The organism is Sphingomonas sp. MM-1, from assembly GCF_000347675.2.
Taxonomy (GTDB): domain Bacteria; phylum Pseudomonadota; class Alphaproteobacteria; order Sphingomonadales; family Sphingomonadaceae; genus Sphingomonas_E; species Sphingomonas_E fennica.
The window spans coordinates 942,593-957,631 of sequence record NC_020561.1 but is presented as its reverse complement, the minus strand read 5'-3'; the positions used below and the strand labels follow the sequence as shown (position 1 = coordinate 957,631).

14 protein-coding genes are annotated in these 15,039 nt (G+C 71.2%); 10 read left to right on the top strand and 4 right to left on the bottom strand.

The window, feature by feature from the left end; all coding sequences use genetic code 11:
* Positions 1-25: 25 nt before the first annotated feature.
* The gene (locus G432_RS04605; protein WP_015457657.1) at positions 26-1,204 is read right to left on the bottom strand and encodes a glycosyltransferase family 4 protein; all 1,179 of its coding nucleotides are present in this window, start codon (positions 1,202-1,204) and stop codon (positions 26-28) included.
* A 202-nt stretch (positions 1,205-1,406) separates the two neighbouring features.
* Here G432_RS04605 and G432_RS04600 point away from each other — a divergent pair, with 202 nt between their 5' ends.
* The 4 genes from G432_RS04600 to trmB all read left to right on the top strand — a co-directional run bounded on the left by G432_RS04600 (position 1,407) and on the right by trmB (position 5,417).
* Positions 1,407-1,847, top strand: a complete 441-nt coding sequence (locus G432_RS04600) for an acyl-CoA thioesterase (protein ID WP_015457656.1) — start codon at positions 1,407-1,409, stop codon at positions 1,845-1,847.
* A 2-nt stretch (positions 1,848-1,849) separates the two neighbouring features.
* A complete protein-coding gene (lnt, locus tag G432_RS04595) occupies positions 1,850-3,376 on the top strand; it encodes an apolipoprotein N-acyltransferase (RefSeq protein ID WP_015457655.1) in 1,527 nt (508 codons plus the stop codon).
* 70 nt (positions 3,377-3,446) lie between these two features.
* On the top strand, positions 3,447-4,628 hold the full coding sequence (gene metK, locus G432_RS04590) for a methionine adenosyltransferase (protein WP_015457654.1): 1,182 nt from the start codon (positions 3,447-3,449) through the stop codon (positions 4,626-4,628).
* Between the two features lie 96 nt (positions 4,629-4,724).
* Positions 4,725-5,417 carry a tRNA (guanine(46)-N(7))-methyltransferase TrmB gene (gene trmB / locus G432_RS04585; RefSeq protein ID WP_015457653.1) on the top strand — a complete coding sequence of 231 codons (693 nt, stop codon included), beginning with the start codon at positions 4,725-4,727 and terminating at the stop codon, positions 5,415-5,417.
* Positions 5,418-5,424: 7 nt separating this feature from the next.
* On the opposite strand, the gene G432_RS04580 is transcribed toward trmB, so the two are convergent.
* Positions 5,425-5,682 carry a hypothetical protein gene (locus G432_RS04580; RefSeq protein WP_015457652.1) on the bottom strand — a complete coding sequence of 86 codons (258 nt, stop codon included), beginning with the start codon at positions 5,680-5,682 and terminating at the stop codon, positions 5,425-5,427.
* Between the two features lie 113 nt (positions 5,683-5,795).
* Positions 5,796-6,038, bottom strand: coding sequence for a hypothetical protein (locus tag G432_RS04575; RefSeq protein WP_015457651.1), 243 nt, complete (start codon positions 6,036-6,038; stop codon positions 5,796-5,798).
* 213 nt (positions 6,039-6,251) lie between these two features.
* Here G432_RS04575 and G432_RS04570 point away from each other — a divergent pair, with 213 nt between their 5' ends.
* A complete protein-coding gene (locus tag G432_RS04570) occupies positions 6,252-6,668 on the top strand; it encodes an NIPSNAP family protein (protein WP_015457650.1) in 417 nt (138 codons plus the stop codon).
* Between the two features lie 320 nt (positions 6,669-6,988).
* On the opposite strand, the gene G432_RS04565 is transcribed toward G432_RS04570, so the two are convergent.
* Positions 6,989-7,294: a hypothetical protein gene (locus G432_RS04565; protein ID WP_139181737.1), complete on the bottom strand. Its 306-nt coding sequence runs from the start codon at positions 7,292-7,294 to the stop codon at positions 6,989-6,991.
* Between the two features lie 161 nt (positions 7,295-7,455).
* On the opposite strand from G432_RS04565, the gene G432_RS04560 reads away from it, so the two are divergent.
* From G432_RS04560 to addB, 5 genes are read left to right on the top strand one after another with little or no spacing between them, the layout of a single operon-like run.
* Positions 7,456-9,804 (top strand): sensor histidine kinase, encoded by a 2,349-nt coding sequence (locus tag G432_RS04560; protein ID WP_015457648.1) that lies wholly within the window; start codon positions 7,456-7,458, stop codon positions 9,802-9,804.
* The gene (gene tsaE, locus G432_RS04555; RefSeq protein ID WP_015457647.1) at positions 9,801-10,268 is read left to right on the top strand and encodes a tRNA (adenosine(37)-N6)-threonylcarbamoyltransferase complex ATPase subunit type 1 TsaE; all 468 of its coding nucleotides are present in this window, start codon (positions 9,801-9,803) and stop codon (positions 10,266-10,268) included. Before G432_RS04560 ends, tsaE begins: the two co-directional genes overlap by 4 nt.
* The gene (locus G432_RS04550) at positions 10,265-11,251 is read left to right on the top strand and encodes an aminoglycoside phosphotransferase family protein (protein ID WP_015457646.1); all 987 of its coding nucleotides are present in this window, start codon (positions 10,265-10,267) and stop codon (positions 11,249-11,251) included. Before tsaE ends, G432_RS04550 begins: the two co-directional genes overlap by 4 nt.
* 3 nt (positions 11,252-11,254) lie before the next feature.
* Entirely contained in the window at positions 11,255-12,016 is a 762-nt protein-coding gene (locus tag G432_RS04545) for a nucleotidyltransferase family protein (RefSeq protein WP_015457645.1), read from the top strand.
* Between the two features lie 11 nt (positions 12,017-12,027).
* Complete coding sequence (gene addB / locus G432_RS04540; RefSeq protein ID WP_041865151.1) at positions 12,028-15,036, top strand: double-strand break repair protein AddB; 3,009 nt, start codon at positions 12,028-12,030, stop codon at positions 15,034-15,036.
* Positions 15,037-15,039 lie beyond the last annotated feature (3 nt).

Sequence of the window (15,039 nt, the reverse complement as noted above, 5' to 3'; positions counted from 1 at the left end):
GCCGCCGCCTGCCGCCTACCGCCGCTCAGCGCGGGCGCTGGGTGGGGGGGCGGTGCCGTTCGGCGCGCTGGCGGATGACGCGCAGATAGGCGTCCACCAGATGCTGGTTCACCGCATCCCAGCCATAACGTTCGCTGGCGCCGCGCCCGGCGGCCCCGGCGGCCGCGCGGGCGGCGGCATCGGTGCAATAATGCTGGAGCGCATCGGCGAAGGCGGCGATCGCGCCGGGGCGGACGAGGCGGCCGGTCACGCCGTCCTCCACCAGGCTCTGGCTGCCGGTGGCGATGGCGGCGACGACCGGCAGGCCGGCGGCCATCGCCTCCAGCGTGACGTTGCCGAAGGTCTCGGTGACGGACGGGTTGAACAGCATGTCGCACGATGCCACCGCGCGGCCGAGGTCGGCGCCCTTCTGGAAGCCGACGAACACCGCCTGCGGCAGGCGTCGTTCGAACCATTCGCGCGCCGGGCCTTCGCCGATCACCAGCACGCGATGGCGCACGCCGCGCTGTTCCAGCGTGTCGATCGCATCGGAAAAGACGTCCAGCCCCTTTTCCATCACCAGCCGGCCGACGAAGCCGATCACGGGTTCGTCGTCGGCGATGCCCAGCGATCGGCGCCAGGCGGTATCGCGGACGTCGGGCGAGAAGATGTCGCGCTCCACCCCGCGCGACCATATGCCGACATCATAGTTCATCCGCTGGTCGCGCAGCAGTTGCGCCATCGATTCGGATGGCGCGAAGATCGCGTCGCAGCGGCGGTAGAAACGGCGCAGCGCGGCTTCGACCACCGGCTCCATGAAGGTGAGGCCGTAATAGCGCGGATAGGTTTCGAACCGGGTGTGCACCGATGCCACCACCGGCAGCCCCCGCCTGCGCGCCAGCGTCACGGCGCGGTGGCCGAGGATCTCGGGGCTGGCGACATGGAACAGGTTGGGCCGGAAATCGCGGATGTCGCGCTTCACGGACGGCGGGATCATGATCGGCGCGCGATATTCCGCGCGGCCGGGCAGCGGGATGGCCGGCACGCCGACCACCTTGCCCACCGACGGGAAGGCCGGGGTATCGGTGCGCGGCGAATAGATGCGCACCGCGGCCCCCTGGCCCAGAAGATAGCCCACCAGCCGGTTGAGCGCCTGATTGGCCCCGTCGCGGACATAATTATAGTTGCCCGTGAACAGGGCGATGCGAAGATCGCTGGTTTGCATGGAGCGCGCCTTTAGTCGTTCGGCGGGCAAAGGCCAATGGCCGGCCGGCGCGGATCACGATAGGCGGACGAGTGTGGCCGCCGCGCCGCGCCCTGCCGGCGCGAAAGCGGGGGGAGGGGGCTTGCGGCGCTTTTCCGGCCGCCGGTGATTCCACCCGGCCCGAAAATGCTCTAGCCCCCTTCCGCATCCCAGCCGGAGGCACATGATGGCGCGATCCGATTTCCGATTCTCCTACCCCAAGCGCGTCCGTTATTCGGAGATCGACGCCCAGGCGGTGGTCTTCAACGCGCGCTACCTGGATTATCTGGATATCGCGATGACCGAATATCTGCGCGCCGCCGGCGTGCCCGATCCGGGTGGGGCAGAGGGGCTGGCCCAGTTCGTGATCGCGCGCACCACGATCGACTACAAGGCGTCGATCCGGCTGGAGGAGGTGGTGGACCTGTGCGTGCGGCTGGTGCGCGCGGGGCGGACCTCGCTGACCTTCGCCTTCGAATTTCATGGCCATGGCAAGGGCGAGGACCTGCGCGCGCTGGGCGAGACGGTGCAGGTGCATATCGGCGCGGATCGGGCGCCCAGCCCGCTGCCCGACGATTATGTGGCGCTGTTCGAGCGCTACGAAGGCCGGTCGCTCCGCGCATGAGGATGGATCGGATAATCGGCCGCGCCCGCTGGCCCCGCTGGCTGGCGGCGCTGGCGCTGGGCGCGGTTTCGGCCACGGGCTTCGCGCCGCTGGGGCTGTGGCCGGTGACGTTGGTCGCCGTTGCCTTGTGGATGGCGCTGGTGCGGGCCGCGCCGGGCCTGCGCGCGGCGCTGGCGGTGGGCTGGTGGTTCGGCCTCGGCCATTTCATCATCGGCAATGACTGGATCGCCACCGCCTTCCATTATCAGGATGCGATGCCGGCCTGGCTGGGGTGGATCGCGGTCACGCTGCTCGCGCTCTATCTCGCTCTGTTTCCCGCGCTGGCGGCGGGGCTTGGCTGGGCGGGCGGGCGAAGGCGCGGCGATGCCTATCCGCTGATCCTCGCCGCCGCCTGGATATTCGCCGAATGGCTGCGGGCAACGCTGTTCACCGGCTTCGCCTGGAACCCGCTGGGGGTGATCTGGCTGGATGCGCTGGGCGTCGCCCGGCTGGCGCCCTTCATCGGCACCTACGGCCTTTCGGGCGTGGCGATCCTCGTCGCGGGCGGCCTGATGCTGCTGGGCGAGCGCCGCTGGAAGGCGGGCGCGGCGCTGGCGGCCGGGCCGATCGCGATCGGCGTCGCGCTGCTGCTGGCCGAAGGCGCGCCGGTGCCGGTCAGGGGCCATGCCGTCCGCATCGTCCAGCCCGATATCGGCCAGCAGGACAAGTGGCGCCAGGGCTTCGAGGACCGCAATTTCGCCCGTCTGGCGAGCCTGTCCGGCACGCCCGGCCCGGAACCGCGCCTGCTCCTCTGGCCCGAGGCGGCCGTGCCCGAATATCTGGAGGAAAGCCGGCCCGAGGATATCCGCGCCCGTGCGCGCATCGCCCGCCTGCTCGGCCCCAGGGATATCATGCTGACCGGCGGCACCGCGATCGAATGGGGCAAGGACAATTTCGCCGCCGGCGCGCGCAACAGCCTGTTCGCGATCGACGCGCGCGGCCGCATCCTCGCCCGCTACGACAAGGCGCATCTGGTGCCCTATGGCGAATATCTGCCGATGCGGCCGATATTGTCGGCGATCGGCCTGTCGCGGCTGGCGCCCGGCGATCTCGATTTCTGGCCGGGGCCGGGGCCGAGGAGCCTCGGCCTGCCGGGCTTCGGCAAGGTCGGCGTGCAGATCTGCTACGAGATGATCTTCTCCGGCCAGGTCGTCGATTCCGCGCACCGGCCCGATTTCATCTTCAACCCCTCCAACGATGCCTGGTTCGGCCCGTCCGGCCCGCCGCAGCATCTGGCGCAGGCGCGGCTCCGCGCGATCGAGGAAGGGCTGCCCGTCATCCGCGCGACGCCCACCGGCATCTCCGCCATCATCGATGCGCGCGGCAACCTCGCCGCCAGCCTGCCGTGGCGCACGGCGGGCGCGATCACCGGGCGGCTGCCGGCCGCCCTGCCGCCCACGCCCTTCGCCCGATACGGCAATATCCTGCCCATCCTGTTCGCGGGGCTGCTGGTGGCGCTGGCGATTGCGCACCGCCGCATCGCGCGCTAAGAGACATAAGGAATCCTTTATATCTGGCTTGCGACCGCGGGCCGGGAAACTCCGAAAGGGCATGTGTTCGATGCGCAGCGACTATCTCTTCACGTCCGAGTCGGTTTCCGAAGGCCATCCCGACAAGGTGGCGGACCAGATTTCGGACGCGGTGGTCGATCTGTTCCTTTCGCGCGATCCGGAAGCCCGCGTCGCCTGCGAAACGATGGTGACGACCCAGCGCATCGTGCTGGCGGGCGAGGTCCGCTGCCGCGAGGACGTGACGCCGAGCCAGGCGGAGATCGAGGAGGCGGTGCGCGCCACCGTGAAGCGCATCGGCTACGAACAGCATGGCTTCCACTGGCAATATGCCGATTTCGCCTGCCACCTGCACGGCCAGTCCGCCCATATCGCCATGGGCGTGGACGAAGCCGGCAACAAGGATGAGGGCGCGGGCGATCAGGGCATCATGTTCGGCTATGCGACGGACGAGACGCCCGATCTGCTGCCGGCGACCCTCTATTACTCGCACCGCATCCTGGAACGGCTGGCGCATGATCGCCACAACAACGTGGTCGATTTCCTCGAGCCCGACGCCAAGAGCCAGGTGACGCTGAAATATGAAGGCGGAAAGCCCGTGCGCGCCACCGCGCTGGTGGTCTCCACCCAGCATTCGCCGGCGCTCAGCAACGATGCCGGCCAGGCGAAGCTGCGCGATTATGTGAAGGGCGTGTTCAAGGATGTGCTGCCCGATGGCTGGATGCCGGGCGACGACGCGATCTACGTGAACCCGACCGGCCTGTTCGAGATCGGCGGCCCGGACGGCGACGCCGGCCTCACCGGCCGCAAGATCATCGTCGACACCTATGGTGGCGCGGCGCCCCATGGCGGCGGCGCGTTCAGCGGCAAGGACCCGACCAAGGTGGATCGCTCGGCCGCCTATGTCGCCCGCTACCTCGCCAAGAACGTGGTGGCCGCCGGCCTCGCCAAGCGCTGCACCATCCAGCTTTCCTACGCGATCGGCGTGGCCGAGCCGCTGTCCCTCTATGTCGACACGCACGGCACCGGCACGGTGGACGAGGCCCGGATCGAGGAGGTGCTGCCCACGCTGGTGCGCCTGACCCCCAAGGGCATCCGCACGCACCTGAAACTGAACAAGCCGATCTACCAGCCGACCGCCGCCTACGGCCATTTCGGCCGCAAGCCGGAAGGCGATCTGTTCACCTGGGAAAAGACCGATCTGGTCGATCAGCTCAAGGCCGCCCTGGCCTGATCCCGAAAGGCCGGAACCTCGCTGATCGGGCGAGGTTCCGGCGCGACGCCACGCGGAAGCTGGCGTCTTGCCGCCCTCCCCGGTAGAGGGCGGCGCATGAACGACCCATCCACCATCCGCCGCCTCTATGGCCGCCGCCAGGGGCACAAGCTGCGCCAGGGCCAGGCCGCCCTTGTCGAGGATCTGCTGCCGCGCGTCGCGGTGCCGGAAGCCGGGCCGGTCGATGCCGCGACGCTGTTCGGCGATCCGGCGGGGCAGGGGCGCCCGCTGGAGCTGGAGATCGGCTTCGGCGCCGGCGAGCATCTGGCCGCGCAGGCGGCGATGCGGCCCGATCATGGCTTCATCGGCTGCGAGCCCTTCCTGAACGGCGTGGTCGGCGCGCTCGGCCATATCGAGCGCGAGGGGCTGGAGAATGTGCGCATCCACATGGGCGATGCGCTGGACGTGCTGGAACGCCTGCCCGATGCCTCGCTGACGCGCGCCTGGCTGCTCCATCCCGATCCCTGGCCCAAGGCCCGCCATGCCAAGCGCCGTTTCATGAACCCCGGCCCGATCGCGCTGATCGCCCGCAAGATGAAGCCGGGCGGCGAATTCCGCTTCGGCACCGATCATCCCGTCTATTGCCGCTGGGGCATGATGGTGATGGGCCAGAGCCCCGATTTCGTCTGGCAGGCCGAAACCCCCCGCGATTTCCTGGAACGCCCCGCCGACTGGCCCGAAACCCGCTACGAGGCCAAGGCCCGCCGCATCGGCCACGAGGTCTGGTATTTCCGCTACATCCGCCGATAGGCGGCGGTCAGGACCCGGCTTCCGCCTGGGGCGGGGGGATGTCGGCGATCAGGCGCTTGCCCGTCGGGTCGATGCGGAAGGTCGTGCACAGAAGGTCCAGCGCCATCTCGGCCTCGCGTCCCTCGAGCGCGATCAGCGCATAGGCCGTTCCCTCGCCGGGCTGGGGGATCGGCACCGGCGCGGCGGAAATATTGTCGCGGTCGACGATCGACGCGGCGATGATGACGCCACGGGAATCGTGCACGGCATGCAGTTCCTTCGGCATTTCCGGTCTCCTGGGCCGATTTCGGGGCAGATGGCATCGTCATCCGGCCCCGGGATCGTGTTGAACAAGGGATCTGCCGGAACCGGCCCGGTTCGATCGGAACCGGGCCGGCCCTAGGCGCGCAGCGCGGCGAAGATGATCATCATGTCGTCCGACGCCCGCGTCTCCATCACCTCGGTCTGGCCGCTGCCGTCGACATAGGTGTAGAGCGTTTCCCAGCGGAGCGTGGCCGATCGCAGGACGACAGCGGGGCGCACCGTGAAGCCCCAATAGGCATCGCCGGTGCCGAGCTTCCAGAACCAGGCCACCTGGCTCGCGGCGCGCTGGAAGACCTGGGCGGTGATGAAGGTAGCCATGTCTGGACTCCGTGCATGGGTGCGGGGAGAGCCTGGGCACGGCCGGGATTCATAGCACGGGCGCGCGCCATCCGATAGCGGTCGAGGCGCCCATGCCGCCACGGGGAGGGCACCGAACCTGATCGCCGGCGATCGGCCATGGCGAGCCATAGCTGCGACGGAAGGGCCGGCCGCGCCTTGCATCGGATCGCGAATTGCCATGCAATTCGCGGCATGAAGGCGGTTGCGCGGTTCCTCTGCATGGCGGCGCTGTTGCTCGCGCCGCTTGCCCCCGTCCTGGCGGGCGAGGGCGGGGCCCCGCCCGTCTACGAACTGCGCACCTATCGCATCCCGGCCGCCAACAAGGCGCATTTCCACGCCCGCTTCCGCGACCAGTGCATCCCGATCATGAAGAAATATGGGTTCGACATCGTCTTCACCGCCGATGGCGGAACCCCCGAAGCGCCCGAATTCGTCTATCTGCTGCGCTGGAAGGATGAAGGGACGAAGGCGGCAACATGGCGCGCCTTCCTCGCCGACCCCGACTGGATCAGGATCAAGCGCGAAACGGCCGCCCGATACGGCACGCTGGTGGAGGATACCGCCAGCGAGGCGCTGGCGCTGACGGACTATTCGCCCCCGCTTCCCTGACGAACCGCACGACATGCCGGTCCGATGGCCTGTTCTCCGCATCGGCGCGCTCGACCGGACTCACGGAGCGGCGTGCCCGATGGGCCGGAATGCCAAGGAGAGCGGGCATTCCACCAGCCCCATCGTCATTCCTGCGAAGGTGGGAGCCGGAGGCCGACGCAGCCAATCCATTGTGCCGGGCGCCATCGACCCCATCGAGCCCGCCGCGCCCAAGGATAAGCCGCGCCGGCCTCCTGTGCCCCGCCTGTCGCGCGATGGACCTTGAAACAAGTCAGGGTGGCGGCCTCTCCGCCTGGCCGGAAACCCGTCGCCCTTTCGTCCTAATCCCGCTCGGGCGGATCGATATGCACCCAGGCGGCGGGGTCGTCCGCGCGGCGGCCGTCGGGCAGGGGGACGTCGCCTTCCTCGTCCGGGCCTTGCCAGTCCTGTCCCGGCCGGCGGGGGCTTTCGCCGGGATAGGGCACGGCGCCGGTGCGGGCGCGCACGATCGGCAGGTGATCGCGGATCGCCGCCTCGCTCCGGCCCAGCCGGCGGGCGATCACGTCCGGCGCCATGCCGGCGGCGTCCATGCTTTGCATCAGATCGAGGTCGGTATCCGTCCATTCCAGATCGTCGCTGCCGGGCATGGCCGATCCCTCCATCCGCTTCATCGCAGGGTGCGATTGTGACGCCATGTTCCCATGACGCGCTTTGCGCTTCAACCGGGGACGATCAGGCTTTAAGGCAATGCCATGGGTCTCGCACGGGGAGACGGCCCGCGTCTTTTCGCGAGAGGCCGGCAATGATCATGCTCAGCCAGGGGGCGGCCGCGCTTGTCGCGGGGCTGGGCGCCGCCTGGCTGGCGGCGGCCGGCTGGGCCACCGTGGTCGGCCTGCGCCGCGCCGCGCGGGCGACGATCGCGGAGGCCGCGTGCGATCGCTATGCCGAGCTTGTCGCCGGGGCGCCTGCCGTTCCGGTGCTGGTGGAGCCCGATGGCCGGATCGATGCCGGCGAAAGGCTGGCCGACTGGCTGGGCCTTTACGTGGTGCCGCGCACCGTGGAGGAATTTGGCGGCCCCGAAGGCGGGCTGGAGCCGGCCGATGCGGAGGCATTGGCGGAGGCGGTGCGGGCGACGCAGCGCAGCGGCGCGCCCTTCCACCGCACCTTCCGCGTCCGGGGATCGACCCGCGTGCTGGTGGCGCGCGGCCGGCCGGGCATGGCGGCCGGCCGGGTGGTGCTGTGGCTCTATGACAATACCGACAGCGAGGAGGAGATCGCCCGCCTGCGCGACGGCGCCGGCCGGCTGGCGCGCGCGCTGGAATCGCTTTCCGCGCTGATCGAGGCGGCGCCCTTCCCGATGTGGCATCGCGGGCCAGACCTCAGGCTGGCGCTGGTCAACGGCCGCTATGTGGAGGCGGTGGAGGGGCGCGACGCGGCCGAGGTGATATCGCGCGGGCTGGAGCTGGTGGAGGCGGCGAGCGACGGCATCGGCCCGATGGCGGCGGCGGCGGCGGCGCGCGACGGGGCCGAGCCCCGCGTGCGCACGGTGCCCGCCACCATCGCCGGCGAACGGCGGATGGTGCGCATCGTCGATGTGCCCCTGGGCGAGGCCGGGGTGGCCGGCTACGCCTTCGACGTGGGCGAGCTGGAGGAAGCGCGCGCGGACCTCGCCCGCTTCGCCCGCGCCCAGCGCGTGCTGCTGGATCATCTTTCCGCCGGCGTCGCCCGGTTCGGCGCGGACCGGCATCTGGCCTTCTGCAACCAGCCCTTCCAGCGCATGTTCGCGATGGAGCCGGAATGGCTGGCCGACCGGCCCGAATTCGATCGCGTGCTGGAACGGATGCGCGAGGCGAACCGCGCGCCGGAAAGCCGCGATTTCCCCGGCTGGAAGAAGGAACGGCGCGGCTGGTTCCAGGATGCCGGCGAGGCGGTGGAGGAAAGCTGGCTGCTGCCCGGCGGCGCCCATCTGCGCGTCGTCGCCCAGCCCATGCCCGATGGCGGCCTGCTGACCATCTTCGAGGACCGGACCGAGCAGATCCAGCTCGCCAGCGCGCGCGATACGCTGCTGCGGGTGCGCAGCGCGATGTTCGACAATCTGTTCGAGGCGATCGGCGTGTTCGCGGCGGACGGGCGGTTGCAGCTCTGGAACAACCGCTTCAAGGATGTGTGGCAGCTTTCGGAGGCGGAGCTGGCGCGCAACCCCAGGGTGGACGCGCTGGTGGAGGTCGTCGCCCGCCGGCTGGTCAACCCGGCACGCGCCAGCCTGATCCGGGAACTGGTGCGCATCGCCACGGTGGAGCGCCAGCAGCGTTCCGGCAACGTCGCCTTCGCCGATGGCCGCAATTTCGAATTCGCCGCCGTGCCGCTGCCGGACGGCAATGCGCTGTTCACCATGCTGGACGTGACGGACAGCCGCCGCATCGAACGGATGCTGCGCGACCGCAACGAGGCGCTGGAGGAGGCGGACCGGCTGAAGAACGCCTTCGTCGCCAGCATGAGCTATGAGCTGCGCACGCCGCTGACGACGATCGGCGGCTTCGCCGAGATGCTGGCGGGCGGCTATGCTGGCGCGCTGGAGCCCGTGGCCCATGATTATGTGGCGGCGATCCTCGAATCGGTCGCGCGGCTGGGCGCGCTGATCGACGACGTGCTCGACCTCACCGATTTCGAGGCGGGCGGGCTGGAGATGGATGACGATCCCGTCGACCTCGAAGCCCTGCTGCGCGATGCCGCCGCCGCGATCGCCGATGCCGCGAAGGCGCGGCCGCTGGAATTTTCCGTGCAGGTCGATGCCGCCGTGGGCAGGGTGACGGGCGACAAGCGCCGGCTGCGGCAGGCGGTGGACCATCTGCTGCGCAACGCGGTGCTCTACACGCCGGCGGGCGGGCGCATCCTGCTGCAGGGCGGGGGCGACGCCACGAGCGCGCGGATCGTCGTTTCCGACAATGGCGAGGGGATCGCGGCCGAGGATCGCGACCGGATCTTCAGTCGCTTCCACCGCACGCCGGGCGAGCGGGCGGCGGAGGGCCGGCCGGCGGCGGGGCTGGGCCTGCCGCTCACCCGCCAGTTCGTGCAGTCCCATGGCGGCACGCTGGAGCTGGTGTCCGAACCCGGCGAGGGATCGACCTTCATCATCAACCTGCCGAGGGTGCAATGACGGGGCTGCCGCTTGCGGATGTCGCCGCCACCGAGGCGGCGGGCGCGGCGCTGGGCCGGCTGCTGCGCGCGGGCGACGTGGTGGCGCTGCACGGCGATCTCGGCGCGGGCAAGACCAGCCTCGCGCGCGGCGCGCTGGCGGCGCTGGGGCTGGCGGAGGAGGCGCCGTCGCCCAGCTTCGCGATCGTCCAGGCCTATGACCGGCCGGACGTCTCGCTGCCGGTGTGGCATGTCGATCTCTACCGGCTGGAGGATGCCGGGGAGGCGGCCGAGCTGGGGCTGGACGAGGTGCTGGAGGACGGCGCGCTGCTGATCGAGTGGGCGGAGCGGCTGGGCGATCGCCTGTGGCCCGATACGCTCCACCTCACCCTGGAGACGACGCCGGACGGCGCGCGCCGCTTGACTTGGGCGGTGCCCGCGGCATGGGAGGGGCGTTGGCCCCCGAGCGAGTTTTCCGCCGCATGATCCCTCCCGCCGCCGCCCCCGATTTCCTCGCCCGCCATGGCTGGGGAGGGGCGGAAATCCTGCCGCTGGCCGGTGACGCCAGCTTCCGCCGCTATTTCCGCGTCGTGGCGCCGGGCCGCAGCGCGGTGCTGATGGACGCGCCGCCGGACAAGGAGGATATCGGCCCCTTCCTCGCGATCGCGACGGAGCTGGACGCGCGCGGCCTTTCCGCCCCCCAGGCGCTGGCGGTGGACCGCGATCGGGGCCTGCTGCTGCTGGAGGATTTCGGCGACCGGCTCGTCGGCCCCGTGCTCCGCGCCGATCCCGCGCCGGAGCGCGCCATCTATGCCGATGCGATCCGCGTGCTCGCGGCGCTGGCGGGGGATGCCGCGCCGGCTGGCTTGCCGGCCTATGACGCGGCGGTGATGACGCGCGAGGTGCGGCTGTTCACCGAATGGTATGCCCCCGCCGTGGGGCTGACGGTGGACGAGGCCGGCTTCGACGCCGCCTGGGAAGCGGCGTGGGGCGAGGTGCTGGTGGCGGTGGACGACGCCCCGGTGCTGGTGCTGCGCGATTATCATGCCGAAAATCTGCTGCTGCTCGATCGCCCCGGCCTGAAGCGGCTGGGCCTGCTCGATTTCCAGGACGCGCTGGCCGGCCACCCGGCCTATGATCTCGTCTCCCTCCTCCAGGATGCCCGGCGCGACGTTTCGCCCGCGCTGGAGGAGGCGATGCTGGCCGAATATCTCGCGGCCCGCCCCGGCATCGATCCCGAAGGTTTCCGCGCGCATTACGAGATATTGGGCGCGCAGCGGAACACCAAGATCCTCGGCATCTTCACCCGCCTGTGGCGGCGGGACGGCAAGGCCGGCTACCTGGCCTACCAGCCCCGCGTCTGGGGCTATCTGGAGCGCAACCTCGCCCATCCGGCGCTGGCGCCGGTGGCCCGCTGGTTCGATGCCAATGTGCCCGCGTCGGCGCGGGCGGCGCACTGGAAAGGCTGATCCATGGCCCTTTATGCCAAGCCCCTGTCGCTGCGCCCCAATGCAGGCGCCACGCATATCCGCACGGCGATGGTGATGGCCGCCGGCCTCGGCAAGCGGATGCGGCCGTTGACGGCCACCCGGCCGAAGCCGCTGGTGGAGGTGGCGGGCAAGCCGCTGCTGGATCATGTGCTGGATCATCTCCGCGCCGCCGGCATCCGGCGCGTGGTGGTGAACGTCCATTATCTCGCCGATGCGCTGGAGGCGCATCTCCGCCGCATGGCCGGCGACATGGAGATACTGATCTCCGACGAGCGGGGGCAGCTCCTCGAAACCGGCGGCGGCGTGGCAAAGGCGCTGCCCCTGATCGAGGACGATCATTTCCTCGTCGTCAACAGCGACAATCTCTGGGTGGATGGCCCGGTGGACGCGATCCGCCTGCTCGACCAGCGCTGGGATGACGCGGCGATGGACGCGCTGCTGCTGGTGGTGCCGCAGGCCCGCGCGCACTGCCATTCGGGGCTGGGCGATTTCCACATGGATGCGGCCGGGCGGCTGGCGCGGCGGCGGCCGGGCAAGGTGGCGCCCTTCGTGTTCACCGGCATCCAGCTCGTTTCCCGCCGCCTGTTCGCCGATGCGCCGGAAGGGCCTTTCTCCACCAACATCCTGTGGGATCGGGCGATCGCGGCCGGCCGCGCCTTCGGCGTCGTCCATCAGGGCCTGTGGTTCGATGTCGGCACGCCGGCCGCGATCGCGCGGACCGAAGCCCTGCTGGCGACGGGGTGAGCGGAGGCGCGATGAACGCGGGGCGGACGGGCATGGCGGCCGCGCCCGCCGTCTATACCATTCCGCCGCATCGCGCCTTCGCCGATGCGCTGGCGGCCGGGCTGATCGCCCGTTTCGGCGATAGCCCGCTGGGCCTGGCGCGCGGCATCGTGCTGCTGCCCAACAACCGCGCCGTCCGCGCCGTCACCGATGCTTTCGTGCGCCGTGCCGAAAAGGGGCTGCTGCTGCCCCGGCTGGTCGCCATCGGCGATCCGGAGCTGGACGAGCGGCTGGGCGGCCTGCTCGATCCCGCCGATGGCGATCCGCTGCCGCCGGCGGTCGATCCGCTCGATCGGCTGATGATCCTCGCCCGGCTGGTCGCGGATGCGCGCGCCGCCACGGGCGATCCCGCGCCGGCGGCCGAAGCGGTGCGGCTGGCGGCGGAGCTGGCCCGCACGCTGGATCAGCTTCTGGTCGAGGATAAGGAGCCGAAGCGGCTCGCCCGGCTGATCGATCCGGCGACCGAGCCCGATCTCGCCCGCCACTGGCAGGCGGCGCTCGCCACGCTGGAGCTGGTGCTGGAACGCTGGCCGAGGGAGCTGGCGGCGCGCGGCCGGATCGACGCCGCCGATCGCCGCAACCGCCTGCTCGATCGCGCCGCGCGCCGCTGGGGGCAGGGGGTGCCGGCGGGCTTCGTCGTCGCGGCGGGCATCACCACCTCGGCGCCGGCGGTGGCGCGGCTGCTGCGCACGATCGCGCTGGCGCCCGAAGGCATGGTTGTGTTCCCCGGCCTCGATCTCGCCATGCCGGCGGACGCATGGGACATGCTCGGCCCGCACGATCCCGATCCCGAAACCGGGCGCCGGCGGCGCTCGATCGAAACCCATCCCCAATTCCATCTGAAGCTGCTGCTCGATCGCATGGGCGTGGGGCGCGGCGAGGTGCGGCTGTGGCGCCGGGGCGGCGGCCATGATGCGCCGGCCGCGCGCACCCGCGCCATCGGCCATGCGATGACGCCGGCGCCGCTCACCGGCGGATGGGCGACGCTGAAGCCCGCCGATCGCCGCCTGAGCGGGGTCCGCGCGCTGGAGCTGGATAGCCCGGCGGAGGAAGCGCAGGCCATCGCCATCGCGCTGCGCGAAGCGACCGAGACGGCGGGGCGGACGGCCGCGCTGGTGACGCCCGATCGCGATCTCGCCCGCCGCGTCTCCGCCCATCTGCGCCGCTGGGCCATCGAGGCGGACGATTCCGCCGGCCGGCCGCTCACCGCCACGCCGGCCGGCGGGCTGCTGCTCGCGCTGGCGGAGGCGGCGGCCGAACGGTTCGCGCCGGTGCCGCTGCTCGCATTGCTCAAGCATCCGCTGGTGCAGGCGGGCGACAAGCGGCTGGATTGGCTGGAAGGCGCGCGCCGGCTGGATCGCGCCCTGCGCGGGCCGCGCCCGGCGGCGGGGCTGGCCGGCATCGCCCGCCACCTGGGCGAAGGCGACGCGCGCGAACGCAGGGTGCGCGCGCCCGCTTCGGATTGGTGGCCGGCCGCCGCCGCCCTGCTCGCCCCGCTGGAGGCCGCCTTCGCCGATGCCGGGGCCGGCCCGCGCGCGCTGATCGCCGCGATCCGCGAGGCGGCGAGCGCGCTGGCCGGCGATGCGGCGTGGAGCGGGCCGGACGGGCGCGCCGCCGCCGATCTGGTCGCCGCGCTGGAAAGCGCGGCCGATCTCGGCCCCGCGCGCGCCGGGGCGGACGATATCCATCGCATCCTCCGTCAGCTCATGGATGGCACGGCGGTGCGGCCGCCGCAGGGCGGGCATCCGCGCATCTTCATCTGGGGCCTGCTGGAAGCGCGGCTGCAACAGGCGGATCTGATGATCCTGGGCGGGCTCAACGAAGGGGTATGGCCGGCCGCGCCCGCGCCGGACCCGTGGCTGGCGCCCGCCATGCGCGCCGCGCTGGGCCTGCCGGGGCTGGAACGGCGGATCGGCCTCGCCTCCCATGATTTCGCCTGCGCGCTCGGCGCCCGTCAGGTGCTGGTGACGCGCGCGCGGCGCGATGCCCGCGCGCCCGCCATCGCATCGCGGCTGTGGCTGCGGCTGGAAGCGATGACCGGCGGTATCACCCGCCATCCGCGCCTGAAGGGCTGGGCGCGCGCCATTGATCGGCCGGCGGGCGAACCCGCGCCCGCCGCGCGCCCCGCGCCATGCCCGCCGGTGGCGGATCGGCCGCGCCGCATCGCCGTCACCCGGCTCGATCGGCTCAAGGCCGATCCCTTCGCTTTCTATGCCGATGCCATGCTGGGCCTGTCGCGGCTGGATGCGGTGGATGCCGATCCCGGCCCGGCCTGGCGGGGCAGCGCCGTCCATCGCGTGTTCGATGCCTGGCTGAAGGAGGATGGCTGCGATCCCGCCAGGCTGATGCCCCGCGCCCGCGCGATGCTGGATGAAACCGCCGCCCATCCCGTGCTGCGCGCGCTCTGGACGCCCCGGCTGATGGAGGCGGTGGAATGGGTGGGCCGCACCGTCGCCGAAGGCCGCGCCGCCGGCCGCGTGCCGATCGCCTCGGAAATCTTCGGCGAGGCCGACGTGGCGGGCATCGCCCTTTACGGCATGGCCGACCGGATCGATCGCCTTGCCGACGGCGGCCTCGCCATCGTCGATTACAAGACCGGCCAGCCGCCCCGCACCGCGCAGGTGGCGGCGGGCTTCGCCATGCAGCTGGGCTTGCTCGGGCTGATCGCCGAAAAGGGCGGGTTCAAGGATGTGGAAGGCGTGCCGGCGGCGTTCGAATATTGGTCGCTCGCGGCCAAGGCGGGCGATCTCGGCCATGTCGCCAGCCCCAATAGCGGCCGTTCGGCGACGATCGCGGCGGAAGATTTCACCACGGTCGCCGCCAGCGTGTTCGCGGAAGCCGCCGGCCGCTGGCTGACGGGGGAGGCGCCGTTCACCGCCAGGCTGCACCCCGAATATTCGCCTTATGCCGATTATGATCAGCTGATGCGGCTCGATGAATGGCTGGGCCGCGACGGCGGCGGCGCGGAAGGGGGGGCATAGGGG